25 protein-coding genes are annotated in these 26623 nt (G+C 58.7%); 12 read left to right on the plus strand and 13 right to left on the minus strand.

All coding sequences use genetic code 11. From position 1 onward, the window contains the following. Positions 1-30: 30 nt before the first annotated feature. From B3R00_RS11180 to B3R00_RS11195, 4 genes are all read left to right on the plus strand, one after another. Entirely contained in the window at positions 31-1617 is a 1587-nt protein-coding gene (locus B3R00_RS11180; RefSeq protein ID WP_286999077.1) for a cytochrome ubiquinol oxidase subunit I, read from the plus strand. A gap of 17 nt (positions 1618-1634) precedes the next feature. After that, positions 1635-2786 carry a cytochrome d ubiquinol oxidase subunit II gene (gene cydB, locus B3R00_RS11185; protein ID WP_286999078.1) on the plus strand — a complete coding sequence of 384 codons (1152 nt, stop codon included), beginning with the start codon at positions 1635-1637 and terminating at the stop codon, positions 2784-2786. A gap of 113 nt (positions 2787-2899) precedes the next feature. Beyond that, positions 2900-3028 carry a cytochrome bd-I oxidase subunit CydX gene (cydX, locus tag B3R00_RS11190; RefSeq protein WP_219164126.1) on the plus strand — a complete coding sequence of 43 codons (129 nt, stop codon included), beginning with the start codon at positions 2900-2902 and terminating at the stop codon, positions 3026-3028. 157 nt (positions 3029-3185) lie between these two features. After that, positions 3186-4103: a DUF3014 domain-containing protein gene (locus B3R00_RS11195; protein ID WP_286999079.1), complete on the plus strand. Its 918-nt coding sequence runs from the start codon at positions 3186-3188 to the stop codon at positions 4101-4103. A 63-nt stretch (positions 4104-4166) separates the two neighbouring features. On the opposite strand, the gene B3R00_RS11200 is transcribed toward B3R00_RS11195, so the two are convergent. The 6 genes from B3R00_RS11200 to B3R00_RS11225 form a co-directional block, all read right to left on the minus strand. Then, positions 4167-4775 carry a GbsR/MarR family transcriptional regulator gene (locus tag B3R00_RS11200; RefSeq protein ID WP_219164128.1) on the minus strand — a complete coding sequence of 203 codons (609 nt, stop codon included), beginning with the start codon at positions 4773-4775 and terminating at the stop codon, positions 4167-4169. A 114-nt stretch (positions 4776-4889) separates the two neighbouring features. Then, the gene (gene rnk / locus B3R00_RS11205) at positions 4890-5303 is read right to left on the minus strand and encodes a nucleoside diphosphate kinase regulator (RefSeq protein WP_219164129.1); all 414 of its coding nucleotides are present in this window, start codon (positions 5301-5303) and stop codon (positions 4890-4892) included. A gap of 192 nt (positions 5304-5495) precedes the next feature. After that, on the minus strand, positions 5496-6830 hold the full coding sequence (gene glmM / locus B3R00_RS11210) for a phosphoglucosamine mutase (protein ID WP_286999080.1): 1335 nt from the start codon (positions 6828-6830) through the stop codon (positions 5496-5498). Between the two features lie 2 nt (positions 6831-6832). Beyond that, positions 6833-7687 carry a dihydropteroate synthase gene (gene folP, locus B3R00_RS11215; protein WP_286999081.1) on the minus strand — a complete coding sequence of 285 codons (855 nt, stop codon included), beginning with the start codon at positions 7685-7687 and terminating at the stop codon, positions 6833-6835. Between the two features lie 71 nt (positions 7688-7758). Continuing rightward, positions 7759-9684, minus strand: coding sequence for an ATP-dependent zinc metalloprotease FtsH (gene ftsH, locus B3R00_RS11220; protein WP_219164132.1), 1926 nt, complete (start codon positions 9682-9684; stop codon positions 7759-7761). A gap of 169 nt (positions 9685-9853) precedes the next feature. After that, a complete protein-coding gene (locus tag B3R00_RS11225; protein ID WP_284214868.1) occupies positions 9854-10507 on the minus strand; it encodes an RlmE family RNA methyltransferase in 654 nt (217 codons plus the stop codon). Positions 10508-10539: 32 nt separating this feature from the next. Here B3R00_RS11225 and B3R00_RS11230 point away from each other — a divergent pair, with 32 nt between their 5' ends. From B3R00_RS11230 to B3R00_RS11245, 4 genes are all read left to right on the plus strand, one after another. Further along, positions 10540-11007 carry a YhbY family RNA-binding protein gene (locus B3R00_RS11230; protein ID WP_219164134.1) on the plus strand — a complete coding sequence of 156 codons (468 nt, stop codon included), beginning with the start codon at positions 10540-10542 and terminating at the stop codon, positions 11005-11007. A 51-nt stretch (positions 11008-11058) separates the two neighbouring features. Further along, positions 11059-11787, plus strand: coding sequence for a glycosyltransferase (locus B3R00_RS11235; RefSeq protein ID WP_286999082.1), 729 nt, complete (start codon positions 11059-11061; stop codon positions 11785-11787). A 75-nt stretch (positions 11788-11862) separates the two neighbouring features. Beyond that, positions 11863-12105: a VF530 family protein gene (locus B3R00_RS11240; RefSeq protein WP_286999083.1), complete on the plus strand. Its 243-nt coding sequence runs from the start codon at positions 11863-11865 to the stop codon at positions 12103-12105. A gap of 262 nt (positions 12106-12367) precedes the next feature. Beyond that, positions 12368-13300: a GGDEF domain-containing protein gene (locus B3R00_RS11245; RefSeq protein ID WP_286999084.1), complete on the plus strand. Its 933-nt coding sequence runs from the start codon at positions 12368-12370 to the stop codon at positions 13298-13300. Between the two features lie 74 nt (positions 13301-13374). Here B3R00_RS11245 and fghA read toward each other — a convergent pair whose 3' ends face one another. Beyond that, entirely contained in the window at positions 13375-14238 is an 864-nt protein-coding gene (fghA, locus tag B3R00_RS11250; protein WP_286999085.1) for an S-formylglutathione hydrolase, read from the minus strand. Positions 14239-14482: 244 nt separating this feature from the next. Here fghA and B3R00_RS11255 point away from each other — a divergent pair, with 244 nt between their 5' ends. Next, positions 14483-14992, plus strand: coding sequence for a hypothetical protein (locus B3R00_RS11255; protein ID WP_286999086.1), 510 nt, complete (start codon positions 14483-14485; stop codon positions 14990-14992). Positions 14993-15108: 116 nt separating this feature from the next. Here B3R00_RS11255 and B3R00_RS11260 read toward each other — a convergent pair whose 3' ends face one another. Next, the gene (locus B3R00_RS11260; RefSeq protein ID WP_286999087.1) at positions 15109-16389 is read right to left on the minus strand and encodes a DEAD/DEAH box helicase; all 1281 of its coding nucleotides are present in this window, start codon (positions 16387-16389) and stop codon (positions 15109-15111) included. A 202-nt stretch (positions 16390-16591) separates the two neighbouring features. Between B3R00_RS11260 and B3R00_RS11265 the strand changes: the two genes are divergently transcribed. Continuing rightward, positions 16592-17023, plus strand: coding sequence for an SH3 domain-containing protein (locus tag B3R00_RS11265; RefSeq protein WP_286999088.1), 432 nt, complete (start codon positions 16592-16594; stop codon positions 17021-17023). A 77-nt stretch (positions 17024-17100) separates the two neighbouring features. On the opposite strand, the gene B3R00_RS11270 is transcribed toward B3R00_RS11265, so the two are convergent. Beyond that, a complete protein-coding gene (locus B3R00_RS11270) occupies positions 17101-18210 on the minus strand; it encodes an S-(hydroxymethyl)glutathione dehydrogenase/class III alcohol dehydrogenase (protein ID WP_286999089.1) in 1110 nt (369 codons plus the stop codon). Between the two features lie 421 nt (positions 18211-18631). Here B3R00_RS11270 and B3R00_RS11275 point away from each other — a divergent pair, with 421 nt between their 5' ends. Together B3R00_RS11275 and B3R00_RS11280 are read left to right on the plus strand one after the other, a co-directional pair. Next, entirely contained in the window at positions 18632-19288 is a 657-nt protein-coding gene (locus B3R00_RS11275) for a YajG family lipoprotein (protein WP_286999141.1), read from the plus strand. A 227-nt stretch (positions 19289-19515) separates the two neighbouring features. After that, the gene (locus B3R00_RS11280) at positions 19516-20511 is read left to right on the plus strand and encodes a GlxA family transcriptional regulator (protein ID WP_286999090.1); all 996 of its coding nucleotides are present in this window, start codon (positions 19516-19518) and stop codon (positions 20509-20511) included. Positions 20512-20662: 151 nt separating this feature from the next. Here B3R00_RS11280 and B3R00_RS11285 read toward each other — a convergent pair whose 3' ends face one another. The 4 genes from B3R00_RS11285 to gltS form a co-directional block, all read right to left on the minus strand. Then, entirely contained in the window at positions 20663-21073 is a 411-nt protein-coding gene (locus B3R00_RS11285) for a helix-turn-helix transcriptional regulator (RefSeq protein WP_286999091.1), read from the minus strand. 222 nt (positions 21074-21295) lie between these two features. Beyond that, complete coding sequence (locus B3R00_RS11290; protein ID WP_286999092.1) at positions 21296-22831, minus strand: phospholipase D family protein; 1536 nt, start codon at positions 22829-22831, stop codon at positions 21296-21298. A 157-nt stretch (positions 22832-22988) separates the two neighbouring features. Beyond that, positions 22989-24860 (minus strand): gamma-glutamyltransferase family protein, encoded by a 1872-nt coding sequence (locus B3R00_RS11295; RefSeq protein ID WP_286999093.1) that lies wholly within the window; start codon positions 24858-24860, stop codon positions 22989-22991. A gap of 78 nt (positions 24861-24938) precedes the next feature. After that, positions 24939-26177 carry a sodium/glutamate symporter gene (gene gltS / locus B3R00_RS11300; RefSeq protein ID WP_286999094.1) on the minus strand — a complete coding sequence of 413 codons (1239 nt, stop codon included), beginning with the start codon at positions 26175-26177 and terminating at the stop codon, positions 24939-24941. Between the last annotated feature and the right edge of the window lie 446 nt (positions 26178-26623).

A 26623-nucleotide genomic window follows, 5' to 3' on the forward strand; every position in this document is an offset into this window, starting at 1 on the left:
CCCCCAGAGGACCTTTGAAAGGATACGACCATGGACCTCGACATCGTCGACTTATCGCGGCTGCAGTTCGCGATAACGGCGCTCTACCACTTCTTGTTTGTGCCGCTGACCATTGGTCTGGCGGTGATCGTGGCCATCATGGAGACCGTGTATGTCATGACCGGTCGCACCATCTGGCGCGATATGACCAAGTTCTGGGGTGTGCTGTTTGGTATCAACTTTGCGATGGGTGTAGCCACCGGTGTGGTGATGGAATTCCAGTTCGGTATGAACTGGAGTTATTACAGCCACTACGTGGGCGATATTTTTGGTGCGCCGCTGGCGATTGAAGGGCTGATGGCCTTCTTCCTGGAAGCGACCTTTGTGGGGCTGTTCTTCTTTGGTTGGGATCGCATGACCAAGGTGCAGCACTTGATTGCTACCTGGCTGGTGGCGATTGGCTCCAACTTCTCGGCACTGTGGATTTTGATTGCCAACGGCTGGATGCAAAACCCCGTGGGTGCGGTGTTCAACCCGCAAACCATGCGCATGGAAGTGAACGACTTCTTTGCGGTGCTGACCAACCCGGTTGCGCAAGCCAAATTTGTGCACACCGTGTCGGCGGGCTACACCGTGGCCGCGATTTTTGTGCTGGGCGTGTCGGCGTGGTATTTGCTCAAGGGGCGTCACACCGCGCTGGCCAAGCGTTCGATGACGGTGGCGGCATCGTTCGGTCTGGCCGCATCCCTGTCGGTGGTGGTGCTGGGGGATGAAAGCGGCTATCTGTCGTCCGAGCACCAGAAGATGAAGCTGGCGGCCATTGAAGCCATGTGGGAAACCGAGCCAGCCCCGGCAGCCTTCACGGCATTTGGCTTTCCCGATACTGCAGCGCGTGAAACCCACTTTGCCGTGCACATTCCATGGGTGATGGGCCTGATCGGCACCCGCTCGCTGGACACTGAAATTCCAGGCATCAATGACTTGGTGGCGCGCGCCGAAGAGCGCATTGAGTCGGGCATCAAGGCGTATGACGCCTTGCAAACGATTCGCAGCTTCAAAAAGCCTTCCGATGTGCCGCCAGAGGTGGTGACCACCTTCGAAGATCACGGTGCCAACATGGGTTATGCGCTGCTGCTGATGCGCTACACCGATGATCCGCGCAAAGCCACCCGGCTGGAGATCCAAAAGGCTGCGGCAGACACCATTCCTCCGGTGGGCCCCTTGTTCTGGAGTTTCCGCGTGATGGTGGGCCTGGGCATGTTCTTTATCGTGCTGACCGCCACGTTCTTTGTGCTGTCGGCACGCCGCAAGCTGGATGCCTACCCTTGGCTGCTGCGTGTGGCGGTGTTCGCCATTCCTTTGCCTTGGATTGCGGCTGAATGCGGCTGGATCGTGGCTGAGGTGGGGCGCCAGCCCTGGATCATTGAAGGGGTGTTGCCCACGGCCATGGCGGTGTCCAACCTGGGGGCGGGCACGCTGCTGCTGACGATTGCCATGTTTGTGGCGATCTACACCGTCATGTTCATCATTGAAATGGTGCTCATGCGCAAGGCCATCTTGAAAGGCCCGCATGAAGAGAGTGAACCTCACCTGCAGGCCTACACGAAGAAGTTCGTGGATGTTTACAGCGCCAAGTAACCGAGGGAGTCAACACCATGATCTTGCATGAACTTTTGAGCTATGACGTGTTGCGCGTCATCTGGTGGTTGCTGCTGGGCATTTTGCTGGTCGGCTTTGCAGTGACCGACGGTTTTGACCTGGGCGCCGCCGCGCTGCTGCGCGCCACGGGCAAAACCGATGTGGAACGCCGCGTGGTGATCAACACCATCGGCCCCGTGTGGGAAGGCAACCAGGTGTGGTTGATTTTGGGCGGCGGCGCCATCTTTGCCGCCTGGCCCCAGCTGTATGCCATCTCGTTCTCGGGCTTTTACCTGGCCATGTTTGCCGTGCTGGTCTGCCTGATCTTGCGCCCCGTGGCGTTCAAGTTCCGCAGCAAGCGCGAAGGCACTGCGTGGCGCAACGGCTGGGACTGGGTGCTGACCCTGTCGGGCTGGGGCGCAGCCCTGGTGTTTGGCGTAGCCATGGGCAATGTGCTGCTGGGCGTGCCTTTCCGTCTGGCGCCCGATATGCGCATTTACTGGGATGGCTCGTTCTTTGACCTGTTCACCCCCTTTGCGCTGCTGTGCGGCCTGGTGTCGCTCACCATGCTGCTCATGCACGGTGCGGCGTGGCTGGTGTTCAAGACCGAAGGTGTGGTGCAAGCGCGTGCCACCCGCTGGGGCATGGTGGCCGCCGTGCTGACCACGCTGCTGTATGTGATCGCGGGTGTGTGGCTGGCCAAACTCAGCGGTTTTGTGCTGACCGAAGCCATGAGCACCACCGGCCCCTCCAACCCCATGCTCAAGTCTGCGGCCGTCGGCCAAGGTGCGTGGCTGGCCAATTACGCCAAGCAGCCAGCGCTGTGGATCGTGCCGGCATTGGGGGTGCTGATGCCTTTGCTGGCCGCCCTGGGCATGAAGCTGCGCCGTGAATGGCTGGGTTTGCTGAGCAGTGGTTTAGCGATTGCCGGGATTGTGCTGAGCGTGGGCGTATCGATGTTCCCCTTCATCTTGCCCTCGTCGGTCAATCCGCAGTTCAGCCTGATGGTGTGGGATGCCTCGTCCAGCCACCTGACGCTGTTCATCATGCTGGTGTCCACCGTGATCTTCCTGCCCATCATCTTGGCCTATACCAGCTGGGTGTATCACATCATGCGCGGCAAGGTCAGCCCTGAAGCCATCAGCGAAGGCAAAGGCCACGCCTACTAAAAAAAGGAGCTGTCAGCGCTTGTTAAATAATCTTTTCATTATCTTTTCATATGGAAGTGTATGAAAAACAAGCGCTGTCAGCTATGAATATTGAATAACTGAAAGGAAGTGACATGTGGTACTTCGCTTGGATTTTGGGCTTGCCCTTGGCCGCAGCGTTTGCGGTACTCAACGCCATGTGGTTTGAGTTGATGGACGATGAAGCCACTCGCAAAAAAATGCTGGAAAAGCCTGCGGAATAAGCAGCTTTCCAGCATGACGGGCGCCAGTCTCTGAACCGCCGTGCCCGCAAGAAACCCGCAGCTGCATATGGCTGCGGGTTTTTTTGTGTACGCATGCACGTTAGGATGAACTCGCGCGCTGGGCAGCCAGCCCGGCGATTGCCGAGAAAGGAGAGCCATGACCGACCGTGATTTGCGCCCCCCACAGCAACGAGCCCGTGAGGACAAAGCGGCCCATATCGGCACCACCAAGTGGTTGCTGATCGTGCTGGGAATTGCCGCTCTGGCGTATGGCGGCTGGTGGGCCAGAGAACACTGGGCGGCCCAAAACCGCTCGCAACCGTCGGCAGCGCCTGCACCGCTGGCAACACCTGCCGCGCCTGCTGCCCCCGTTGAGCTCCCAGCCCCCTCCCTGGCCACCGCAGAACCTGCAGAGGTACCAGCCACGCCCGCGCAGCCTCAGCACCCCTTGGCGCCTGCTGCACAGGCGCTGGCGGCAGACGATGCCCCATCGCTGGACCGCATGGCGCGGGAGTGGCTGGGAGCGCGCGCATTGCAATTTTTGGTGATGCCGGGCTTGGCACACCATCTGGTGGCGACCATCGATAACCTGCCACGGGGCCATGCCGCGCCGCGCTTGTGGCCGCTTTCGCCCGTGGGTGGCAAGCTGCAAACGCAGCCCAGCGCACAGGGCCTGCAGATTGCAGCAGCCAACAGCGCCCGCTATGACGCGGTGGTGGCATTTGTGACCGGCCTCGATCCTGCCACCGTGGTGCAGTGGTACCGGCAGGCCTATCCGGTGCTGCAGCAGACCTATGAGGAGCTGGGCTACCCCGGCCAGTACTTCAATGACCGTCTGGTTGCAGTGATTGACCATTTGCTGCAAACACCCCAGCCGCAAGAACCATTGGACATACGGCTGGTGCAGGTGCAAGGCCAGGTAGCGCCGCAGCAACCTTGGCTGCGCTACGAGTTTGCCGATCCAGATTTGCAAGCACGTTCTGCCGGACAAAAGATCTTGCTGCGCTTAGGTAGCGCACACCGCGCGGCGATGATGGCGTATTTGCAGGCGCTGCGTGCCCAGATCGCCCCATGAAAAAAAGCCTGCGTGAACGCAGGCTTGGAGTGAGTGGGCAAAGATGGGCGTCGCGATTCGCCATCAACCTTCGCTGCTGTCTTTGGCGGGAGGGAGGCCCTTGCCCTTGTCTTTGTCGCCGCCGCCCAGCAGGCGGTCTTTAAAGTCCAGCACCTTGGTCACTGCAGCGCCCATGCCCATGAGTTGCATGGCGGTCTCAGGCTTGAGGCGCTGCACGTCGTCAAACCATGTCATGAGCTTTTCAATCAGCTCATACATATCTTGCATGCGCTGCTGGGCGTAACGCTCATCGTCCGAAGATGCATCTTCCAGCAATGCAGAGCGCAGCATGGACTGCGTGGGTTCAATCTCCCTGCGACGGCGCTCTTCTGCCAAGCGGCGGAAGATTTCCCACACGTCTTGCGGGGCTTCAAAGTACTCACGCCGATCCCCCGCGTGGTGGCGCAAGTTGACCAAGCGCCACGACTGCAACTCCTTCAAACCCATGCTGACGTTGGAGCGTGAGAACTCCAGCGTCTCCGCAATCTCTTCTGCATTGAGGCCGCGTGGCGACAAATACAGTAGTGCGTAGATTTGACCTACGGTGCGGTTGATGCCCCAACGGCTACCCATCTCGCCAAAGTGCGAGACAAATTGCCGATTCAGTGGAGGAAGTGGGGTGTTTTTTGTCATAGCCACATTGTGCCTAGGAATGCAGGTAATTCAGCAATAGCGGAATTTACCGATGCACACCGGCAGGAGCGATTTCGTCCCGGTGTGCACCTGCATCCGAATCTGCGTTCGCGTTTAGCGGTGCAATTCGCCTGCGCTTTCAGGCTGGTAAGTGATGGCGTCCACTTTCACAGTGACGGCCTTACCTGTAGGGCTGGGCAACTCAAAAACGTCGCCTACGCGCAGGCCCAGCAATGCGGTGCCCACGGGCGCAAAAACGGAAACCTTGTCAGGGCTGCCATCAGCTTCTTTGGGGTAGACCAAAGTCAGCGTCTGATCCTTGCCGCTTTCCAGCAACGTAAAACGGACGGTGGAATTCATGGTGACCACATTGGCGGGCATCTCTTGGGGATCCAGCACATCGGCACGATCCAATTCCGCTTCCAGTGCAGCAAAGCCGGGGAAGTTGGCGGGGAGCTTTTCCATCAGGGCTTCAAGGCGGTCCATATCCAAAGAGGACAGGGTGATGGCAGGTTTTTTGTGTTCCATGTGGTGCTTCCTAGCGGATGTGGTGAACAAACCGTGTCTTAAAGCGCAGATGCCTACACGGAGAAAAGCCCGGGCAACGAGTGCTGTCCGGGCCTCAAAAGAACTGCACAACTTTGGTGCAAGCCCTATTGTGCTTGCTTGCCAGATAAAAGCAAGCATTCCGCACGCAATGGGTGCGGAACTTGCATGCGGTTACCCCGCTTTGACAGCATTTGCCAGTTCTTGGGCGTAGCGGCTGGCCAGGGCTGCATCCTGGGCTTCCACCATAACACGCAGCAACGGCTCGGTGCCGCTGGCACGAATCAGCACGCGGCCCGTTTGCCCCAACGCTGCTTCGACTTTCGCCTGGGTTTGTGCCAGCAAGGTATTGCGCTTCCAGTCCTGTCCGGGTGCCAAGCGCACATTGATGAGGGTTTGGGGGAAGAGGGTGAGCTTTGAGAGCTGCTGTGCCAAGGTGCTCTGACTGCGTACGCAGCTTTGCAGCACTTGCAAGGCGCTGACCAGACCGTCGCCGGTGGAGTGTTTGTCCAGCGCCAGCAAGTGGCCGGAGCCTTCCCCGCCAATTTGCCAGCCCTTTTCATGGAGCACTTCCAAAACATAGCGGTCACCCACCTTGGCGCGGATGAACTCCACGCCTTGCTGCTGCAGGGCAACTTCGACAGCCATATTGGTCATCAAGGTACCTACCGCTCCGGGTACGTTTTCGCCGCGTTGCAGGCGCTCTTGCACCATCAAGTACATCAGCTCATCACCGTTGTAAGTGCGGCCCGCAGCGTCCACCATGAGCAAGCGGTCAGCATCACCATCTAAGGCAACACCGTAGTGTGCACGGTTGGCGCGCACGGCCAGCGCCAGGGCTTCAGGGTGGGTGGCACCAACGCCGTCATTGATGTTCAATCCATCAGGCTCGCAGCCAATCGCAATGACTTCGGCCCCCAGTTCATGGAAGACTTTGGGGGCTATGTGATAGGCCGCGCCATGTGCTGCATCGACCACAATGCGCAGGCCGTGCAAAGACAGATTGCTATCAAAAGTGCTTTTGCAAAACTCAATGTAACGACCTGCTGCATCGTCTAAGCGGCGGGTTTTGCCCAGTGCTGCGGAATCAACCCACTGGGGGGCTTGTTCCAAAGCAGCTTCCACGGCTTCTTCCCACGCATCATCCAGCTTCGTGCCTTGGGCGCTGAAGAACTTGATGCCATTGTCATAAAAAGGATTGTGGCTGGCGCTGATCACCACGCCCAAGCTGGCGCGCTGGGTACGCGTCAGATAGGCCACGCCGGGTGTTGGTAGAGGGCCTAGCAAAATGACATCCACACCTGCAGCATTGAATCCCGCCTCCATGGCAGCTTCCAGCATATAACCAGAAATACGGGTGTCCTTGCCAATGACGACAGTTGGGCGTGCTTGATTTTTTTTGAGCACTCGGCCAACGGCGTGTGCCAAGCGCAGCGCAAAGTCAGGGTTGATGACCGATTGACCGACTTTGCCGCGAATGCCGTCTGTGCCGAAATAGGTGCGCGCCATGGTTAGTTCTCTTGTGGTGAATTGGTGGTTGTCTGCTCGTGCATGGCCTGCCAGATCGATAACGCTGCCTTGGTGTCTGCCACGTCGTGCACACGCACAACACGTGCGCCTCGTTCTACTGCTAGCAGGGCGGCAGCCACACTGGGCACCATACGCTCGTTGACTGGCAGACCACTGACTTGACCTAGCGATCCTTTGCGTGACCAGCCAGCCAGCAGCGGAAAGTCTAGTTGCAGCAGCTCGGCTTGGCGTGCAAGTAACGCAAAATTTTGTGCCACGCTTTTGCCAAAGCCAATGCCGTAATCCCAAACAATGCGGTTTTGGGCAACCCCGCGCTGCATCAGCGCTTGGCTTTCTTGCAGCAGAAAGTCGCGCACTTGTGGAACGGCATCCCCATGCATATGGTTCAGGTGCATGTTTTGTGGGGTTTGGTGCATGTGCATGATGCATACCCCACAGCTGGGGTGTGCGGCGACAAGCTGCTGTGCGCCGGACTGGCGAAGCCCCCAGACATCATTGATGATGTCCGCGCCCAAGTCCAAGGCGGCTTGCATGACCTCGGGCTTGTAGGTGTCTACGGAAATGGCGATGTCGAATTTCACTGCTTCTTGCACTACGGGAAGGACGCGTTGCAGCTCTTCGTCCAGCGGTACTGCAGGGGAGCCGGGGCGCGTTGACTCGCCACCAATATCCAAAATATCCGCACCATCTTTCACCAGTTTTTCTGCATGGCGCAGGGCTTGCAGTCCTTGGTGCTTGCCCCCGTCAGAAAAAGAGTCCGGTGTGTTGTTGACAATCCCCATGACCAAGGGGCGTTGGAGGTCTAAAAGAAATCGGGAGGTTTGCCAGTGCGGCATAGGATGCTCCAAAAAGCGTGGCTGCCATGAAAAAACGGGGCACTAGGCCCCGTTGTTTGAGTGTGTAAATTTTACGCAGCGGTGGGCGAAGGATCGGTATCCACTGCCGGGGTACCACCGCCGGACGAATTGCCATCGTCGCTGGACTTGGTAGTACGCGGGACCCAATCCTTGGGGGGGCGAGGCTCTTTGCCTGCAAAGATGTCGTCCAGCTGTTCCATGTCGATGGTTTCCCACTCGAGCATGGCCTTGGCCATGGCGTGCATCTTGTCTTGGTTGTCTTCAATCAGCTTGCGTGCCAGTGCATATTGCTCGTCGATGATGCGACGTACTTCGGTATCCACGGCCTGCATCGTGGCTTCCGACAGATTGGCGCCCTTGCTGAAGGTGCGGCCCAAGAACTGCTCGCCATCTTGCTCGGAATACACCATGGTGCCCAGGGCATCGCTCATGCCATACCGTGTGACCATGTCACGGGCGATTTGCGTTGCGCGCTCAAAGTCGTTCGAAGCACCGGTGGTCATCTGGTTCATGAACACTTCTTCAGCGATGCGACCACCAAACAGCATGGCGATTTGGTTGAGCATGTACTCCTTGTCGTAGGAGTAACGATCCTTCTCCGGCAGGCTCATGGTCACGCCCAGCGCACGGCCACGTGGGATGATGGTGACTTTGTGCACTGGATCGCACTTGGGCAGCAGGCGGCCAATCAGTGCGTGGCCGGCTTCATGGTAGGCGGTGTTACGGCGCTCTTCCTCGGGCATGACCATGGTCTTGCGTTCGGGGCCCATGATGATCTTGTCCTTGGCTTTTTCGAAGTCCTGCATCTCCACGGTGCGAGCGTTGCGGCGCGCAGCCATCAAAGCAGCTTCATTGCACAGGTTGGCCAAATCCGCACCAGACATGCCTGGTGTGCCGCGGGCAATGATGGACGGGTTGACGTCTTGGCCCACGGGAATTTTGCGCATGTGCACATTCAGGATTTGCTCACGGCCACGGATGTCGGGCAGCGTCACATACACCTGACGGTCAAAGCGGCCGGGGCGCAGCAGGGCTGCGTCCAGAATGTCGGGGCGGTTGGTCGCAGCCACGACGATCACTCCGAGGTTGGTTTCAAAACCATCCATCTCAACCAGCATCTGGTTCAGCGTTTGCTCGCGCTCGTCATTGCCACCACCCATGCCGGCACCGCGTTGGCGGCCGACGGCATCGATTTCGTCGATGAAGATGATGCAGGGGGCATTCTTCTTGGCGTTTTCGAACATGTCACGCACGCGGGCCGCGCCTACGCCGACAAACATTTCTACGAAGTCGGAGCCAGAAATCGAGAAGAAAGGCACCTTGGCCTCACCCGCGATGGACTTGGCGAGCAGGGTCTTGCCGGTGCCAGGGGGGCCTACCAGCAGCAGGCCACGGGGAATGCGGCCACCCAGTTTTTGGAACTTGTTGGGGTCTTTCAGGAAGTCCACCACCTCTTTGACTTCTTCCTTGGCTTCGTCGCAACCAGCCACGTCCGCAAAAGTCACCGAGTTGTTGTTCTCGTCCAGCATGCGGGCCTTGCTTTTGCCAAAGCTGAAAGCGCCGCCCTTGCCACCACCTTGCATTTGGCGCATGAAGTAGATCCACACACCAATCAGCAGCAGCATGGGCCCCCAGCTGACCAGCAGGCTCATGAGCAGTGAGCCTTCTTCGCGTGGTTTGACATCAAATTTGACGTCATTGGCGATCAAATCGCCAACCAAGCCACGGTCTAAGTAGGTGGCAGTGGTGCGCACGCGGCGATCATCGGTGGTGATCGCAACGATTTCGGTGCCGCCTTGGCCTTCCTGAATGGTTGCACTTTTGATGCGGTTGTTACGCACCTCGGTCAGGAATTCCGAATAGCCGATTTGGCCTGCACCAGAACTGCCACGGGTATCAAATTGCTTAAATACCGTAAACAGCACCATGGCAATGACCAGCCAGACGGCAATTTTTGAAAACCACTGATTGTTCAAGCGGGGCTCCAAAGGAAAAAAGGAGAAAACATGCGCATGGGAAAGCTGATTCCCATATGCGGTTCATTTTAGGTGTTTCAAGCGAGGGCGCTAAACCTTTATTCCTGTCAAGGCAATGGGGTTCAGGGGTTTTTGGCGTTTTCGCTCACGCAACCTGTGGGTGTCTCGTTTATTTCAGGCCGATGCCAATCAAAAAAGTCTCCGAAGATTTATCGCGTGATGACTTGGGTTTGAGTGGTTTCACCAGTTTGAAGTGGTTGCGAAACAGTTTGACCAAATCGTCATAGCCTGGGCCGTGAAAAACCTTGGCCACGAGTGCACCCTCGGGGCGCAAATGGTGGGTGGCGAAATCCACGGCTAACTCAATCAAATGCTCTACACGCGCTCCATCGGTGGTGCTGTTTCCAGAGAGGTTGGGAGCCATGTCGGAGACCACTAGGTCGACAGGGCGGCCTTGTACAAGCTCTTCCAGTTGTGCGAGTACTGACTCCTCGCGGAAGTCGCCTTGGATGTAATGCACGCCTTCAATGTGCTCCATGGGCAGCAAGTCGAGAGAGATGATGGTGCCGTTGATTTCCCCCACAGAATTTCCTGTGGGCGACAGGCGGCGGCGTAAGTACTGGCTCCATGCGCCGGGTGCACAGCCCAAGTCAACGACCACGTGGCCGGGTTTGATGAGCTTGAAGGTTTCATCAATTTCCTTGAGTTTGTAGGCGGCACGCGCACGGTAACCGTCCTTTTGTGCGGCTTGCACATAAGGGTCGTTCAGGTGCGCATTGAGCCAATTCTTGTTGAGCTTCTTGCTTTTAGGTTTGGTATTCATCGCAAATTTCTTCCAGCCTCGATAATACGGGCATGCCCCAAATTGATTTAACTCCCGCAGAGCGCCGGGAACACCGCGCTGATGCCCACCATCTTGACCCTGTGGTCATGATTGGTGGTGACGGTTTGACACCCGCCGTTCAAAAGGAAATTGACGCCGCCTTGAATGCTCATGGCCTGATCAAGATCCGTGTGTTTGGCGACGACCGCGCCGCACGTGAGCAGATTTATCTGCAACTGTGTGACGAACTCAACGCCGCTCCCATCCAACACATCGGCAAGCTGCTGGTGCTGTGGCGCCCGATCCCTGAAAAGGAAAAGGCGTTTGACGAAGAGCGCAAAGCCGGCCCTCGCGACATCAAGCTGCTGAAGTTTGGCCGCGCCGGCAGCAAGCCCGAAGTCAAGCAAATTCGTGTGCTGGGCAATCAACGCCTGACGCAAGGTGGCTTGATCAAGCGCGCCAAGAAAACCGGCCCTAAGTCGATCAAAAAAGGCCACTAAGCCCTTGGCTTGCTTTGTCTGTCTTGCTGCATGACCACTACAACTTCCACGATGCCTGAACGCCACATCCTTTGCATGAAGTGGGGAACCAAGTACGGGCCAGAGTATGTCAACCGCCTGTATGCCATGGTTCGACGCCATCTCAGCGGTGATTTTCGCTTTGTCTGCCTGACCGACAACGCTGAAGGGATACGTTCTGAGGTGCAGTGCTTGCCCATTCCCTCGCTGGACTTGCCCGCAGGCATTCCTGAGCGTGGGTGGACCAAGCTCACGACCTTCACCAAAGACCTGTACGGACTGAAGGGTACTGCCCTGTTTTTGGATGTGGATGTGGTCATTACGGGTTCGTTGGATGACTTTTTCACCTATCCCGGTGAGTTCCTCATCATTCACGACCACAAGCGCCCCTGGCGTATCACGGGTAACTCTTCCGTGTACCGCTTTGAGCTGGGTGCACATGCGGATGTGCTGGAGTACTTCCGTGGTCACTTTGAAGAAATCCGCAAGCAATTTCGCAATGAGCAGGCTTACCTGTCGGATGTGATTCACAAGCAAGGCAAGCTCAAATACTGGCCGGCTGAATGGTGCCCTAGCTTCAAGTACCACTGCATCCCGACATGGCCGACCAATTTCTGGAAGCCTACTTTCGTTCCCAATAACGCGCGCATTGTGATCTTTCACGGTGAATGCAATCCGCCGGATGCATTGGCGGGGCGTCGCAATCGCCGTTTTCGCTATATCAAGCCCGCTACCTGGGTGGCGCAACACTGGCGCGAATAATTTTTTAATCGGTGGTGCAAGCCCCTCTTGGCCGTGGCCTGAGGGGCTTTTTTGTCCATTCACCTTCGTTTTGTTATGACATCTTCAGAACAGCCGCGTAACCCTTTGCACGGATTAACGCTTGAGCGCATGCTCACAGACTTGGTTGACTACTATGGCTGGGTGGAGTTGGGCGAGCGCATTCCGGTGCGCTGCTTCAACCTTGATCCGAGCATGGCTTCCAGCCTGCGGTTTTTGCGCAAAACGCCTTGGGCGCAAGAGAAGGTGGAGCAGCTGTACCTCTACACCCTGCGTCAGCACCAGCGTGGGCAGCGCTAAGAAACGCTGACCGCGAGAGCCCTGACACTGCTTTATAGCTGCGCTTGGCATTCCAGCCAGCAGCCCTGAAGCCTTGCAGCCAATAGGCGTAGGGCACTCTGCGCTTTATGCAGCCTTGCTAAATGGGGCCATCAAGAGGTGACTGGATGAAGGCGGGCGCTTCTTCCTGCTGCCTCAATTGGTGTCTGTGAGATCCGGGTTTTTACTTGCTTTGTGGGCCCATGCACCGAAGAATTGCGCGCTTTCCCTATTTTCGTGTTTCATGCCTGATGCCAACTTATTCACAGCCAGCCAATACGCAGCGATCTGCGACAGCTTGCCTGATCCTGCTTTTATCCTGACGGAGTCTGGGCGCTACGCGGCTATTTTGGGTGGCAAGGACAAACGTTACTACCACGACGGAAGCAGCCTGATTGGTCAGCGCATTGCGCAAGTGCTGGCGCCCGCAAAAGCGCAGTGGTTTTTACAGCAAATTCACACGGCGCTCTCCAGTCAGCAAATGCTGGTGGTGGAGTACGAGTTGAGTGCCCGCGATGTCTTGGGGTTGCCCGATGAGGGGCCTGAGCATGCTATTTGGTTTGAAGGACGCATCAGCGCGCTGGCACATCTGTATGACGGAGAAAAAGCCGTGCTTTGGGTGGCCAGCAACATCACTGCCAGTAAAAAGTTGCAGCAGTTGCTGCAGCGGCAGGCCATGGGCGATGAACTGACGGGCTTGCACAATCGCCGCAGTTTTATGCAGGCCATGTCACAGGCCCATGCCGCATTCCAGCGCGATGGCACATCGGCATGCTTGGTGAGTTTTGATGTGGATGGCTTCAAAGCCATCAACGATGGTTTGGGCCACCCCATGGGCGATCAGGCCTTGCGTGATTTGGCGCATGCGGCGCAGCAGGTCGCGTCCGCACAAGATATGGTGTGCCGCCTAGGAGGCGATGAATTTGTCATCCTGAGCTTGGGCCGGAGCATGGCCGACACCATGCTGTTTGCCCAGCAATTGCTGCACCGCGGCCGCCAAGCGCTGGCGCCGTATGCCACTGTCGGCTCGGTGCCAACGCTCAGTATCGGGATTGCTCACTTCAGCGAGCATGACACCAGCGTGGAAGACATCATGCGCCGGGTGGATCAAGCGATGTACATCTCCAAAACGCAAGGCGGGCACCAGGTGAGCACGGCCGAGCGCCGGGCCGCATAAATCAAATCGCGTGAGGCGCGGATTGCGATGTTGAGCATGCAGCGCCATGGGCGCTGTGCGGGTTGCGGCTTCGTTTATGCCGCCAGTTGCTGCGCATGGTGGCGCAGGTGGTCGTCGATAAAGCTCTGGATGAAGTAGTAGCCGTGGTCGTAGCCCGCTTGGCGGCGCAAGGTCAGTGGCTGGCCCACTTTCTCGCAGGCTGCTTCCAGCGCTTCGGGCAGCAATTGCTTTTCGTGCAAAAACTTGTCGGCCAAGCCTTGGTCGATCAAGATGCCTGCGGGGTAGGGGGCTTTGCCTTGTTTTTCCATCAGCAAGGTTGCATCGTGCTGTGCCCAGACGGCACGATTGTCGCCCAGATAGCCGGTGAAGGCTTTTTCGCCCCATGCGCAGTTGCTGGGGTTGGCGATGGGCGCAAAGGCCGAGACGCTTTTGAACTTGCCAGGGTGGCGCAGCGCCAGCGTGAGTGCGCCGTGGCCGCCCATGCTGTGGCCAAAGATGCCCAGGCGCTGCATGTCAACCGGCAGGTAGCGGCCCAGCATGGGCAGTAGCTCATCGATGATGTAGCTTTCCATGCGCCAGTGGCGCTCCCAGGGCGATTGCTGGGCATTCAGGTAAAAGCCGGCGCCCACGCCAAAGTCCCAGCTGTCTGCTTCACCGGCCACCTTGGCACCGCGTGGGCTGGTGTCGCAGGTGATGAGGGCCAGGCCCAGCTCGGCCGCCATGCGCTGGGCACCGGCCTTGACCATGAAGGTTTCTTCGGTGCAGGTCAGCCCTGCCAAGAACAGCAGGGCGGGCACCTTCTCACCCATGATGGACTGGGGCGGCAGGTAGACCGAGAACTTCATGGCCAGACCAATCTCGCGCGAGTCGTGCTGGTAGTAGCGCTGGGCACCACCAAAGCAGGCGTGGGCATTGACCAGTTCAAAAGGGGTAGACATGGAGGACTCCTGGAAAAATAGCTGCTAGCCCTTTATTTGGTTGATCTTCAAAGGCTTTTGTCGATGAAGTTCAATAAATACGTGCGCTAGCTGCTCTTGTTTTTATGGGGTGGGCTGAATACCGTCAGTGTAGAGCGTACGGCGCAGATCAAAGGTTGTGGGTGTTTGGCTTGCTGCGCAGTCCTACCCGGGGTGGGCCACATGGCATGGAGGATGGGCGCTTTGGGTTGCCGGAGTTTTGCGCATGAAAGTGGTTCACCAATTGTTTGTCTGCCTGCACGCCGTGATGGCGCTGCTGTTTGCCCTGGTCTCTTTGGGTTTGCTGGGGGTGGCGGCCAGCAAAGGCTGGAGCTTGTGGGCACTTGGCTGGGGTGAAGATGCCACGCTGCATTGGGTGGAAGTGATGGGCGTGCTGGCCGCGGCGGTGGTGGCGCTGCAAATCAGCCAGACCGTGGTGGAAGAAGAGGTGGTGCGCGATGCCAGCATTGCCGGCCCTACGCGTGTGCGCCGGTTTTTGTCGCGCTTTTTGGTGGTTGTGGTGGTGGCGCTGGCGATTGAGGCGTTGATTGCCACCTTCAAGGCACAGGAAACTCCCCAGCACCTGCTGTACGCCGCCGCACTGATGGCGGGCGTGGGCCTCATGCTGCTGGGCTGGGGCATGTTTGTGCACCTGAACCGTTCTGCCGAAGAGCTGGAGCCCGAAGCAATGGAGGCGGCCAAAAGCGAAGATGGCGAGGTCAGTCAAGACCGCTGATGGCAAGCATGTGGTCACGCCTTCAAAAAAAAGCCTCGCAGATTGTGCGAGGCTTTTTGCTGTGTGGGTACGGGTGGGGCGCGGGCTGCGTGGCGGTTGCCAACCCTGTACAGCAGTTAAGGCTGCTTGCCGTTATTGGCCGCCGCCGCAGCGGCACGCAGCTTGTCTTTTTTGCTCATGCGCTTGCCCTTGATGCCGCCGTTGTTGCCGTCTTCGTGCGGTGTGCGCTCTGGCGCTTGCTCGGTCACGGGGTAGGCGGGCAGCGTCTCCAGCGGCAAGTCCAGGTGGTTGCGCTTGGCAATCAGCTGCCAGTGCGCCATGGCCTCTGGCGTGACAAAGCTGATGGCCGTGCCCGACAGGCCTGCGCGGCCCGTGCGGCCCACGCGGTGCGTGTAGTCGTCGGGGGAGCGGGGCAGGTCGTAGTTGATGACCACAGGCAGCGCTTCAATGTGAATGCCGCGTGCGGCCAAATCGGTGGTCACCAGCACCTGCCAGCGGTTGGCTTTGAATTCGCGCAGCACGGTCTCGCGCGCGCCCTGGCTCAACTCGCCATGAAAGGCCGTTGCGTAAATGCCCTTGGCGTACAGCTTGTTGGCAACGTGCTCGGCACTGTAGCGGCTGGCCACAAACACCAGCACGCGCTGGCCGGGGTGTTGCTCCACCAGCTCGCGCAGCAAGGCGCTGCGGCGTGCTGCATCCACATGAATGGCCCGCTGCGCAATCGTGGCGTCTTGCTGGTGCGTGTTCTCCACGCTAATGCTGTGGTGGTTGTCACGCAGCAGTTGGTTGACCAAACTTTCTACCGCAGGGCCGAAGGTGGCAGACAGCAGCAGCGTCTGGCGCTGGCCTTTGGCGGGCAGCAGAGCCAGCACTTGTTCCAGTTCTTCGGCAAAGCCCAAATCCAGCAGGCGGTCGGCTTCGTCCATCACCAAGGTTTGCAGGGTATGGAACTTGAGCTGGCTGTGCGCCACCACATCTAGCAAGCGGCCGGGGGTGGCAATCACCATGTCTACACCGCCGCGCAGGGCCATCAGCTGGGGGTTGATGGAGACACCGCCCGTCAGCACTGCCACCTTGGGGCGGTTGCCCAGTGCTTCTCCCAGGTGGTAAATCAGCTCGGCCACCTGCGCAGCCAGCTCGCGCGTGGGCACCAAGATCAGCGCTTGCGTGGCGCGGGGGCCTTGGCGTTGGGCTGCATCGCTCAGCATCCACGCTTGCAACAGCGGCAGCACATAAGCCGCTGTTTTGCCCGAGCCCGTGGGCGCACAGGCGCGCAAATCCTGTCCCTGCACAATCGCGGGAATGGCTTGGGTCTGAACGGGAGTGGGCGCAATCAGGCCTTGGGAGGCAGCGGCGTGGGCCAGCGAAGGAGCAAGGCCAAGGGCGGTAAAGGGCATAGGCGAGCCAAATCAAACAAAGGCGCTGATTGTCGCGCCTTGCGCGCTGTTGTGTGCGCCAAGGACTTTGCTGTCGCTGCCGCTTTGGGCAATTTGGGCGGAACCTTTGGGGCGCAAGGCGTTCAGACCGCTGAGCGCGCAGCCTGCAATCTGGTCTCGGCTGCGCCTAACGATAGAGATGGAACCCCGTGGAATGAATGTTGTGGTGAAAACAATCGCAGTCCTTGGGCTGGCTTTTTCGGTCGCCCAGGCACAGGCAGAGTTCGTGAGTATTGCTGGCAGCAAGGTGAATGTGCGACAGACTCCCTCAACCAAAGCGGAGCTGGCATGGGAGCTGACCAAAGGCTACCCGATGCAAGTCACGCAGAAAAAAGGCAATTGGCTCAAGGTGAAAGACTTTGAGGGAGAGCTGGGCTGGGTATACCAACCACTGACCAGCAAGCGCGCACACCACATCGTGAAGGCCAAAACAGCGAATGTGCGCTCAGGCCCCGGCACGCAGCATAAGAAAGTGGCCACGATTCACAAGTACGATTTGTTCCAAACCCTGGATAAGCAAAACGGCTGGGTCAAAGGCAAGACCAGCGAAGGTCAGGTGGGCTGGATTTCCAAAAAACTGCTCTGGGGCTGGTAAAGCGCCTGGGCCGTCGGCCATAAAAAAAGCGCTCCCAAGGAGCGCTTTTTGGTTGGGGCAAAGCGGCGGCTTCGTGCTTAGTACTTGATCACCGAGCGGATGGACTTGCCCTCGTGCATCAGGTCAAACGCTTCGTTGATCTGCTCCAGCGGCATGGTGTGGGTCACAAAGGGCTCCAGCTGGATCTTGCCAGCCATGGCGTCTTCCACCATGCCGGGCAGCTCGCTGCGGCCCTTGACGCCGCCAAACGCGGTGCCCATCCACTTGCGGCCGGTGACCAGCTGGAAGGGGCGGGTGGAGATTTCCTGACCCGCACCGGCCACGCCGATGATGACCGACTGGCCCCAGCCACGGTGCGCGCATTCCAGCGCGGCACGCATGACCTGGGTGTTGCCGATGCACTCGAAGCTGTGGTCCACGCCCCAGCCGGTCATCTCTACGATGACTTGCTGAATCGGCTTGTCAAAGTCCTTGGGGTTGATGCAATCCGTGGCGCCAAAGGTTTTGGCCAAGTCGAACTTGGCTGGATTGGTGTCAACGGCAATGATGCGGCCCGCCTTGGCTTGCTTGGCACCTTGAATCACGGCCAGACCAATGCCGCCCAGACCGAACACGGCGACGGTGTCACCCTCTTGCACCTTGGCGGTGTTCTTCACGGCGCCCAGGCCGGTGGTTACGCCGCAGCCCAGCAGGCACACCTGCTCGGGGTTGGCGTCGGGGTTGATTTTGGCCAGCGATACCTCCGCCACCACGGTGTACTCGCTGAACGTGGAGCAGCCCATGTAGTGGTAGATGGGCTGGCCGTTGTAGCTAAAGCGTGTGGTGCCATCGGGCATCACGCCCTTGCCCTGGGTGGCGCGCACGGCGGTACACAGATTGGTTTTGCCGCTCTTGCAAAACAGGCATTCGCCGCATTCGGCGGTGTACAGCGGAATGACGTGGTCACCGGGCTTGACGCTGGTCACGCCTTCGCCCACTTCCACCACGATGCCTGCGCCTTCGTGGCCCAGTACGACGGGGAACAGGCCTTCGGGGTCTTCGCCGCTGAGCGTGAACGCATCGGTGTGGCACACGCCGGTGTCGGTGATCTTGATCAGCACTTCACCCTTCTTGGGAGGGGCGACATCGATTTCCACGATTTGCAGGGGTTCTCCGGCCTTAAAGGCCACGGCGGCGCGGGATTTCATGGTCAAGTCTTTCTCTGGAAGGGGACAACACGGGGTGGTGCACTGTGCAGTCACCCTGGGCGAAAAGTATGAATGTAGGCGATGTCAACAGCCTGTCCAGCCCCGTGGCCGTAGATCACGCTGTGTTGGCCGAATCTGAGGTAGCAGATAGATGTAGCCGGGCACGGTGTGTATGGGGTCAATCGCAGGAAAGGGCGAGCGACCACCAAATTGCGCGCGTCACTGCTGCAGCAAGGGGTCATTCAAAATGCAAAAGTCAAGAAGATGATGCAACGCCGTGCAGATAGAAAAATATAAGTAACCATTAGGACAAATATGCAGATGGCAAGGTGTACAGAGTTTCTCTTCCCCATTATGATGCGCCGCTCGTATCAAATTGAAAATCGAGAGGAAGTCGTTAATGTGTTGGATAAATCGTTTGGTGGTTTTGGCATCGGTAGCTGTTTTGGCTGGTTGTGCAACTAGCCGCAGTGAAGTGAGTATTTCCACACCCCAGGAAAATAATATAAAAGCACGCACAACCGCAGCTGCTGCGCCTGGGCAGAAGCAGGTATATATACGTTCTATTACTGATCAGCGTGTATTTGAAGCAGCGCCCAAGGATCCTAGCATTCCGTCTTTGGGATTTGGAGGCGCTGCCAACGCCACGGATGATGTTAAGGCCCGTGCCATGGGGCGTAAGCGCAATGGGTATGGAGCTGCTTTGGGTGATGTGCTCTTGCCACAAGGGCAGAGCGTCACTTTGCTGGTGAGTCAACAATTGCGCAGTGCGCTGGAAGATGCTGGCTACCATGTGGTGGAGCAAGCCACTACGCAGCCTGATGCCTTGGTGGTGGATGTACAAGTTAAAGAGTTTTGGTCCTGGATTCAAATGGGATTTTGGTCAGTGAAACTGCATAACAAAATTACTACCGAATTGCACATAGAAAATACGGCATCACCTGTGGTGGTGCGATCTGCTGTTACGCAAAGTCGTCAATTAATCACCGATGGTGCCTGGAAGGAAATTGTGGAGCAAGGAATGGCGGATTATCGGAAAAATATTCAAACACAATGGGTTTCTAAATTAAAAAAATAATCTTTTTAATCTGCATATAGATTCTTGTGGAATGGCATTGATTTATATCAATCCTTGATCAGGGGAAAACCCTCTGCGCGTAAGTCATTGAAAGCCTGGCAATGCCAGGCTTTTTTATGCGCCACATACGGATGGATTGACCTATCCGCGTGCATGGATGGCGTTGGAAACTGTGTCTAAAAGGCTATTGATGCTTATGCTCTGCGCTTTGCATGCTCTGTTTTTTTATGGCTCACCACCACACGGGCGCGCACCGCGTCGACATTGTTGTTTACCCCGGTTTCAAGGCGCTGGAGGCCATTGGCCCGATGTCGGTCTTTGAGTATGCGAATGTGCATCTGCGCCAAAAAGGGCTGCCCGATGGCTATGACCTGCGCGTGGTGGCAGCCACCCAGGGTGTGGTGCGCTCTGATACCTTGATGGCGCTGGAGGCCACGCACACCCTGGCCGATGTGGAGCAGGACACGGGCTGCACCGTGCTGCTTGTGGGTGCGCGCCACATTGCCACGGTGCTGCAGGCCAGCGCCCCGCTGGTGGACTGGGTGGGGCGCGTGGCGCCGCAGGTGGCGCGCACGATTGCCTTGTGCAGCGGCAGCTTTTTTTTGGCCGAGGCAGGGCTGCTCAACGGCCGCCGTGCGGCCACGCACTGGAGCGTGGCGCAAGAGCTGCAGCGCCGCCACCCGCAAGTGCGTGTGGATGCGGATGCCATCTATGTGCGCGAGGGGCCGTATTGGACCTCGGCAGGGGTCACTGCCGGGATCGATCTGGCCCTGGCAGTGGTGGAGCAGGACTTTGGCCACGCGCTGGCACTGGAGGTGGCGCGCGATCTGGTCATGTACCTCAAGCGCCCGGGGGGGCAGTCGCAGTTCAGCGTGCAGCTGGCCAGCCAGGCCGTGCAGCACAGCGGCGTGCGGCTGGTGCAGCAGTGGGTGCTGGCGCACCTGGATCAGCCCATGCCGCAGGCGCTGCTGGCCGAAAAAGCCGCCATGAGCGAGCGCCACTTTCGCCGCGTGTTTCAGCAAGAAGCGGGCTGCAGCCCGAGTGCATTTGTGGAAAACGCCCGTCTGGAAGGCGCAAAACAGTTGCTGGAAACGCGCGGTGATCTACCCTTGAAAACGGTGGCGGCCAAGGTGGGACTGGGGTCGGAGCAGGCGCTGCGCCACCTGTTTCAAAAGCGGCTGGGGATTACGCCCGTTGCCTACCGGGAGCGTTTTGGCGATTAAGCGCGGGCCGCGCCCCCCTTGATGCGACGTTGTTTTGTTTGGTGGTGCTGTCCACACTGCTGCCAGCGGCTTCGCGTATGGTCTTCACTACCCATCGAAGATTGGCTGGCTGGTGCAGCCCGCTGCTTGTGGCGGTCTCTCAGTGCAGCGTTCACTGAACGGCGTTGTTCCACTGCGCCAGCAGGCTGGCAAATTCATCGGCCGGGGAATGCAGCGGCTGCGCCATGGCGGCATTGGCGTCTGGGGCGCCGGGCAAGAGGGTATGAGGCGGCGTGCTCAAGGCCGCTGCCGCAGCAGGTGGTGCAGGGCTGTCCAGCAACTGCAGCAAATTGAGCTGGGGGTTGACCAGCCACAGGCACATCACATAGGTGGCGGTGGCAATCGCGGGGTCGCCCCGCTCCAGCCGCGCCATGGTGGGCTGGGAGATGCCCAGTTGCTGCGCCCATTGCGCCTGTGTTTCGCCACGGGCTTTGCGCGCCGCCACGATGCGCTGGGCCATGTGTTCGATCTGCGAGAGGATGAAAGGCGGAAAGTCTGCGGGGCAGGTGTTCTGGCGGGGCATGGCACGGATGGTAGTGCCGTTCGTCGGTATCTTGTGGAAGTCTATGAATATTTTTGTGAGCAAACACGTCTGCCGCAGTGCGCGGTGTGCGGCCAAAGCACACGGCGGTCACTTTCAAAAAAGAAGCTGCTAGCGCTGGTTTTGACTTGGTTTCGATGCGTTTTATGTGTGAAATCAAGGTCGCACATGCGCAAGCAGCTTCTTTTTTGTGAGAGTGATGGGCTACAGCAACCACTCCATAGGCAGCCAACCCAATAAACGCAGTATCCAGCGCTGGTACCAACGGGTGTTGGGTTCGGTGTCGTAAACGGGCGGTGGGTTGCCCACCCCGCTTTGCCAACGCAAGCGCCCGTCTTCGCCCAGTGTGACGTGGTAAGCGCGCAGGGGCACGGTGTTGTCGAAGGTGCGGTGAATGCCTTGCGCCAGTGTGGGGCTGTCAATCAGCAGCCCCATCTCGGTGTTCAGGTGCATGGAGCGTGGGTCAAAGTTGAACGAACCCACAAAGGCGCGCTGCGCATCGACGGCAAAGGTTTTGGAGTGCAGGCTGCTGCCAGAGCTGCCCAGATTGGCGAGGTTGAGTTTGAGGCGCTCTTCCTCGCTGGAGTATTGAGGCACTTGCCCCAGCATTTCATACAGCTCCACGCCCGCTTCCAGCAGCGGCTTGCGGTATTTGGCGTAGCCCGAATGCACGATGGTGACATCGGTGGCTTGTAGTGAATTGGTCAAAATGCGTACCTGCAGGCCCTGGGCGCGCAGCTGGGCAAATGCTTCGACACCTTCTTGGGTTGGCACAAAGTAGGGCGAGACCAAATCCAGCCTTTGCTGGATGGGGCCGGTGGCGCGCAGCAACTGTTGCCCGATCAAGGCTTGGGGCTGGGCCTGGGCCTGAATTTTTTCGGGTGGGTCGCTCACCAGCGTGGCCGTGGCCCACTCCATGTTCAGCCGGGCATCGACCAAATTTTGAACAAAGGGTGTGGCTCCCAACGCTTGCCGGTATTCCTGCGCGGCGGGCGATTGCGCCAGCGCGTTGCCCTGGGCGCGCAGTGCGTCCACGGTGAGTGGGGTGGACTGGGCAATTTGCTCGGCAGGGTAGGCGGCAACGTTGTTCCAGTAACGGTCAAACGCTTGCTCAATGTCTTGCACCACAGGGCCAATGACCAGTACATCCAAATCGGCAAACAGCACGCCGTCGGTGGCACCAAAGTATTCGTTGCCCACATTGCGCCCGCCCACAATGCTGGCCTGCCCGTCGGCGGAGAACGATTTGTTGTGCATGCGCCGGTTGTTGCGGCTGAACTCCGTCACGTAGCCCAGCTTTTTGAACAGGCCACGCAGTACAAAAGGGTTGAAGATGCGCACCTCCGCATTCGGGTGCTGGTGCAGTGCCAGCAGCGCATCGTCCAGCCCGGAGGTGCCACCGTCGTCCAGCAGCAGGCGCACGCGTACCCCGCGGTCGGCGGCCATCAGCAACTCATGCAGCAGCAAGTTGCCCGTTTTGTCATTGCGCCAGATGTAGTACTGCACATCCAGCGTGCGCTCGGTCGCCCGTGCCAGCAAACCGCGTGCCGCAAAGGCTTCTCGCGGGTCTTCCAGCGCATAAAAACCGGAATACGCAGGGTCAGCCTGCGCCTGCGCGCGCAATTGCTGGTGGGCTTGGCCCAAAGTGGTTTGCTCAGACACTTGCGGCGTGATGGCTTGCCGGTTGGCGTCGGGGTGCGAAACCGGCGGGAGGCTGCATGCGCTCAGTAGCAAAGACATGGCAGCTCCCAGCAGGGCATGGCGATAGCGTGGCAGGCACAACAATGGTTGCATGGCGTAGAGCTGGCGTCGTAAAGCGCGTTATCAAGATGGGTGGGATGGCTGCCTGCCGTCTTGCCTTGGCCCAGTTGGGCCAAGGCAGGCAGCGGTGGCTGCATCAGTCGCCCATCACCACGCCTTCACGGCGGGGGTCAGCGCCGCCAAACCAGAAGGTTTTGCCGTGGGCCGTGCCCCGGGTGATGGCTTGCAGGCCACTGGTCAGCTCTTGCTCTTTGACTTCGGCGCCGCGGGTTTTCAATGCCTCTACGGTGGTGGCTGGAAAGCGCTGGGCTTCCAGCAGGCTGGGGCCATTCAAGCTGCTGAAATTGGGTAGATTGATAGCCTGCTGCGGCGTCAGCCCCCAGCCCAGCACGCCTTGCAGGGTTTTGGCGGTGTAGTGAATGATTTGCGCGCCACCGGGGCTGCCAGCACTCATCACCAATTGGCCGGTGGTTTTGTCAAACACCAGCGTGGGGGCCATGGACGAGCGCGGGCGCTTGCCGGGTTGCACGCGGTTGGCAATCGGCTGGCCGTCTGCGGCCTTGGGGGCCATGCTGAAGTCGGTCAGCTCGTTATTGAGCAAAAAGCCTTTGACCATCTGGCGGCTGCCAAACTGGTCTTCGATGGTGGTGGTCATGGCCAGGGCGTTGCCGTGGGCATCAACGATGCTGATGTGGCTGGTGCCGTATTCGATCTGCTCTGGCATGGGCGCGTGGCTGACTTTGTAGGCCGCAGGGTTGCCTGCTTGTGCCACCTTCATGCTTTGCTGACCAATCAACTGGGCGCGCGACTGCAGGTAGCGGTTGTCCAGCAGGTTCAGCCAGTTGCCGCCGGGCGCTTGCACAAAGTCGGGATCTGCCACGTACAGCGCACGGTCGGCAAAGGCCAAGCGCGATGCTTCGGTGTAGAAATGCAGCCAGTCGGCGGTGGGCAGCCCGTCGGGCCCCAGTGCCATGGTGGCGGCGGGCGTGTGGCCCAGAATACCCAGAATTTGCCCTACGGCAATCGCTCCGGAGCTGGGGGGCGGAAAGCCGCAAATTTGATAGCTGCGTGCGGTCATGCCTTGGGCGTTGGCAGGCAAATTCCAGTCATGGCACAGCGCAACACGCTTTTTGGGCTGGTAGCGCGCCAAGTCTTGCGCAGACAGCACGCCCGGGTTGGTGGGGTGGCTGCGCACCTTGTCCACAATGGCCTGGGCCACGGGGCCTTCGTGCAGGGCTTTGCTGCCATCTTTGGCAATGGCGCGCAGCACCTGGGCGTATTCGGGGTTCTTTAGCACGGTGCCCACGGGTAGCGGTTTGCCATCAGCCCCGTAGAAATAGGCGCGCGCCACCGGGTCGGACGACAGGAATTTGTCATTGCCCAGCAAAGTGTGCAGGCGCGGACTGACTTTGAAGCCTTGCTCGGCCAGCTGAATCGCGGGCTCCAGCAAGCTGGCCCAAGGCAGTTTGCCGTGTTCTTGGTGGGCCAGCTCCAGCATGCGCACCGCGCCGGGTGTGCCCACGGAGCGCCCGCCGACCACAGCCTCGTGGAAAGTCATGGGCTTGCCATCGGCTTTTAAAAACAGGGTCTCGGTGGCGGCAGCGGGGGCGGTTTCGCGCCCGTCATAGGCTTCGACCTTGTTACCGGCTGCGTGCAGCAAGAACGCGCCACCGCCAATCCCGCTGGACTGCGGCTCGACCAGGCCTAACACCATCTGCACGGCAATCGCGGCATCAATGGCGGTGCCACCGGCTTTGAGCACCTGGTAGCCTGCATCGGTGGCCAAGGGGTTGGCGGCGGCCACGGCAAACTTTTCGGTAGCCCAGCCCGGTTTTTCGGTGTAGCCGGAGCTGCCCTCTGGTTGTGCAGGGATTTGGTAGGCAAGCGTTGGTGCGCCGTCTTTACTGGGTGCAGTGCACGCGGCCAGCAAGGCTGCAGATACGACAACGCCCAGCACAGAGGCTGGGCGCAGAGATGGGTTGGGGCGGGCAAACGCAGTGGGTTGCATGGGGCAGGCTCCTTGGGTCGTAATGCGCCCAAGTGTGCCCCAAAGCGCAGCCCGCCTGCGTAGGCGGTTTCAAGCAGTTCAGTGAATGAACTTGATGAAAGCCTGGATCAAGAAGGCGTTGACGATGTCAATAAAGAACGCGCCGACCAAAGGGACGATCAGGAACGCCTTGTGCGAAGGCCCGTACTGGTTGGTGATGGCTTGCATGTTGGCCACGGCTGTCGGGGTGGCGCCCATGCCAAAGCCGCAGTGGCCAGCAGCCAGCACGGCGGCGTCGTAGTTTTTGCCCATGATGCGGAAGGTCACAAAGGTGGCGTACAGCGCCATGACCACGGTTTGCACGGCCAGAATCACCATCAGCGGGGCGGCCAGATCGGTCAGTTCCCACAGCTTCAGCGACAGCAGTGCAATTGCCAGGTAAATGGACAGCGCTGCATTGCCGAACACATCGATGGCGCGGTCAAACACCTTGAAGCCAAAGATGTAATCCAGCACGTTGCGAATCACCACACCACCGCCCAGTGCCCAGACAAAGGTGGGCAGCTGGATCACGGTGTCTTTGGTGATTCCAGTCATGAACTCGGCAAAGGCCAAGCAGCCCGCGAACAGTGCCAGCGTCTCAATGGCCGCATCAGCGGTAATCAGGCGCGGGGTTTTGTTGGGCGACTCGAAGTTGGCAACGTCGCTGTATTCAGAGACGGCGGGACCGCCTTCGGTCAGTTGGTCGGCTTCGCTGCGGGCTTTGGCCAGCTTGTGCTTGGTGACCAGGCGTTTGGCCAAAGGGCCGCCCAAGATGCCGCCAATCACCAGTCCAAAGGTGGCGCAGGCCATGCCCAAGGTGGTGGCGCCGGTCAGGCCATACTGGTTTTCCATGACCGAACCCCAGGCACCTGCAGTGCCGTGGCCACCGATCAAGGTTATGGAGCCAGCGATCAGGCCAATCATGGGATCCAGGCCCAGCATGGTAGCTAGGCTGATGCCCACGGTGTTTTGCACCAAGATGAACACGGCAATCACCAGCAAGAACACGATCAAGCCAGTGCCGCCTTGGCGGAGCTTGGCGAAGTTGGCGCTCAAACCAATCGAGGAGAAAAACACCAGCATGAAGGCCGACTGCAAGCTGGACTCAAACTTGAACGACCAGCCCATGGTCAGGTGCAAGGCGTAGATCAGTGCGGCCACCACCAAGCCCCCGGCAACAGGCTCAGGAATGTTGTAGTTGCGCAGGAAGCGAATGCGGTTGACCAGGAGCTTGCCCAGCAGCAGTACCAAGACCGCCAAGATGAGCGTGTAGTACGCACTGAAAGTAACTTGCATGAAAGCTCTCTTTCATAAGAAGCAGCGAACCGACTATCGATGCACAGGCAGTTGCCGGTACATGGATAAAGGCGCTTACGGTTGAAGGTGAAAGACTGATCTGTTCAGATATGAGGAAAGTAAATCCTTGAAGCTATTGAATAAATAGCTTTCGGCGCATGTTGGATTAGCGCTATCTGTCAGAAATCTTTTGTTTGGTGAAAAGTTGTCTTATGACTTTTCTTAATGTGACCAGACTATGCAAATTTGCATAGAGCCATGCGCGCGGACTATGCACCAATGTGGAAATCGGCGTTGGCAGCCATCGCTTTATATAGGAAAAGTCTAGGTATTTGCCCCGGGGTGTCTGTGCAAAATATGCTAGGAATTGGAGCTGGGGGGCAAAAACCTGTGCCGGGTGCGAGGCGCACCTCACCTCACCTCACCTCACCTCACCTCACCTCACC

The organism is Comamonas sp. UBA7840, assembly GCF_002501455.1.
GTDB classification, from domain to species: Bacteria; Pseudomonadota; Gammaproteobacteria; order Burkholderiales; family Burkholderiaceae_C; genus Comamonas; species Comamonas jiangduensis.

Bases quoted from the DNA above. Each gene is read 5' to 3' on its own strand.
- B3R00_RS11180 (WP_286999077.1), top strand. From the start codon at position 31: ATGGACCTCGACATCGTCGACTTATCGCGGCTGCAGTTCGCGATAACG.
- cydB (WP_286999078.1), top strand. From the start codon at position 1,635: ATGATCTTGCATGAACTTTTGAGCTATGACGTGTTGCGCGTCATCTGG.
- cydX (WP_219164126.1), top strand. From the start codon at position 2,900: ATGTGGTACTTCGCTTGGATTTTGGGCTTGCCCTTGGCCGCAGCGTTT.
- B3R00_RS11195 (WP_286999079.1), top strand. From the start codon at position 3,186: ATGACCGACCGTGATTTGCGCCCCCCACAGCAACGAGCCCGTGAGGAC.
- B3R00_RS11200 (WP_219164128.1), bottom strand. From the start codon at position 4,775: ATGACAAAAAACACCCCACTTCCTCCACTGAATCGGCAATTTGTCTCG.
- rnk (WP_219164129.1), bottom strand. From the start codon at position 5,303: ATGGAACACAAAAAACCTGCCATCACCCTGTCCTCTTTGGATATGGAC.
- glmM (WP_286999080.1), bottom strand. From the start codon at position 6,830: ATGGCGCGCACCTATTTCGGCACAGACGGCATTCGCGGCAAAGTCGGT.
- folP (WP_286999081.1), bottom strand. From the start codon at position 7,687: ATGCCGCACTGGCAAACCTCCCGATTTCTTTTAGACCTCCAACGCCCC.
- B3R00_RS11225 (WP_284214868.1), bottom strand. From the start codon at position 10,507: ATGAATACCAAACCTAAAAGCAAGAAGCTCAACAAGAATTGGCTCAAT.
- B3R00_RS11230 (WP_219164134.1), top strand. From the start codon at position 10,540: ATGCCCCAAATTGATTTAACTCCCGCAGAGCGCCGGGAACACCGCGCT.
- B3R00_RS11235 (WP_286999082.1), top strand. From the start codon at position 11,059: ATGCCTGAACGCCACATCCTTTGCATGAAGTGGGGAACCAAGTACGGG.
- B3R00_RS11240 (WP_286999083.1), top strand. From the start codon at position 11,863: ATGACATCTTCAGAACAGCCGCGTAACCCTTTGCACGGATTAACGCTT.
- B3R00_RS11245 (WP_286999084.1), top strand. From the start codon at position 12,368: ATGCCTGATGCCAACTTATTCACAGCCAGCCAATACGCAGCGATCTGC.
- fghA (WP_286999085.1), bottom strand. From the start codon at position 14,238: ATGTCTACCCCTTTTGAACTGGTCAATGCCCACGCCTGCTTTGGTGGT.
- B3R00_RS11255 (WP_286999086.1), top strand. From the start codon at position 14,483: ATGAAAGTGGTTCACCAATTGTTTGTCTGCCTGCACGCCGTGATGGCG.
- B3R00_RS11260 (WP_286999087.1), bottom strand. From the start codon at position 16,389: ATGCCCTTTACCGCCCTTGGCCTTGCTCCTTCGCTGGCCCACGCCGCT.
- B3R00_RS11270 (WP_286999089.1), bottom strand. From the start codon at position 18,210: ATGAAATCCCGCGCCGCCGTGGCCTTTAAGGCCGGAGAACCCCTGCAA.
- B3R00_RS11280 (WP_286999090.1), top strand. From the start codon at position 19,516: ATGGCTCACCACCACACGGGCGCGCACCGCGTCGACATTGTTGTTTAC.
- B3R00_RS11285 (WP_286999091.1), bottom strand. From the start codon at position 21,073: ATGCCCCGCCAGAACACCTGCCCCGCAGACTTTCCGCCTTTCATCCTC.
- B3R00_RS11290 (WP_286999092.1), bottom strand. From the start codon at position 22,831: ATGTCTTTGCTACTGAGCGCATGCAGCCTCCCGCCGGTTTCGCACCCC.
- B3R00_RS11295 (WP_286999093.1), bottom strand. From the start codon at position 24,860: ATGCAACCCACTGCGTTTGCCCGCCCCAACCCATCTCTGCGCCCAGCC.
- gltS (WP_286999094.1), bottom strand. From the start codon at position 26,177: ATGCAAGTTACTTTCAGTGCGTACTACACGCTCATCTTGGCGGTCTTG.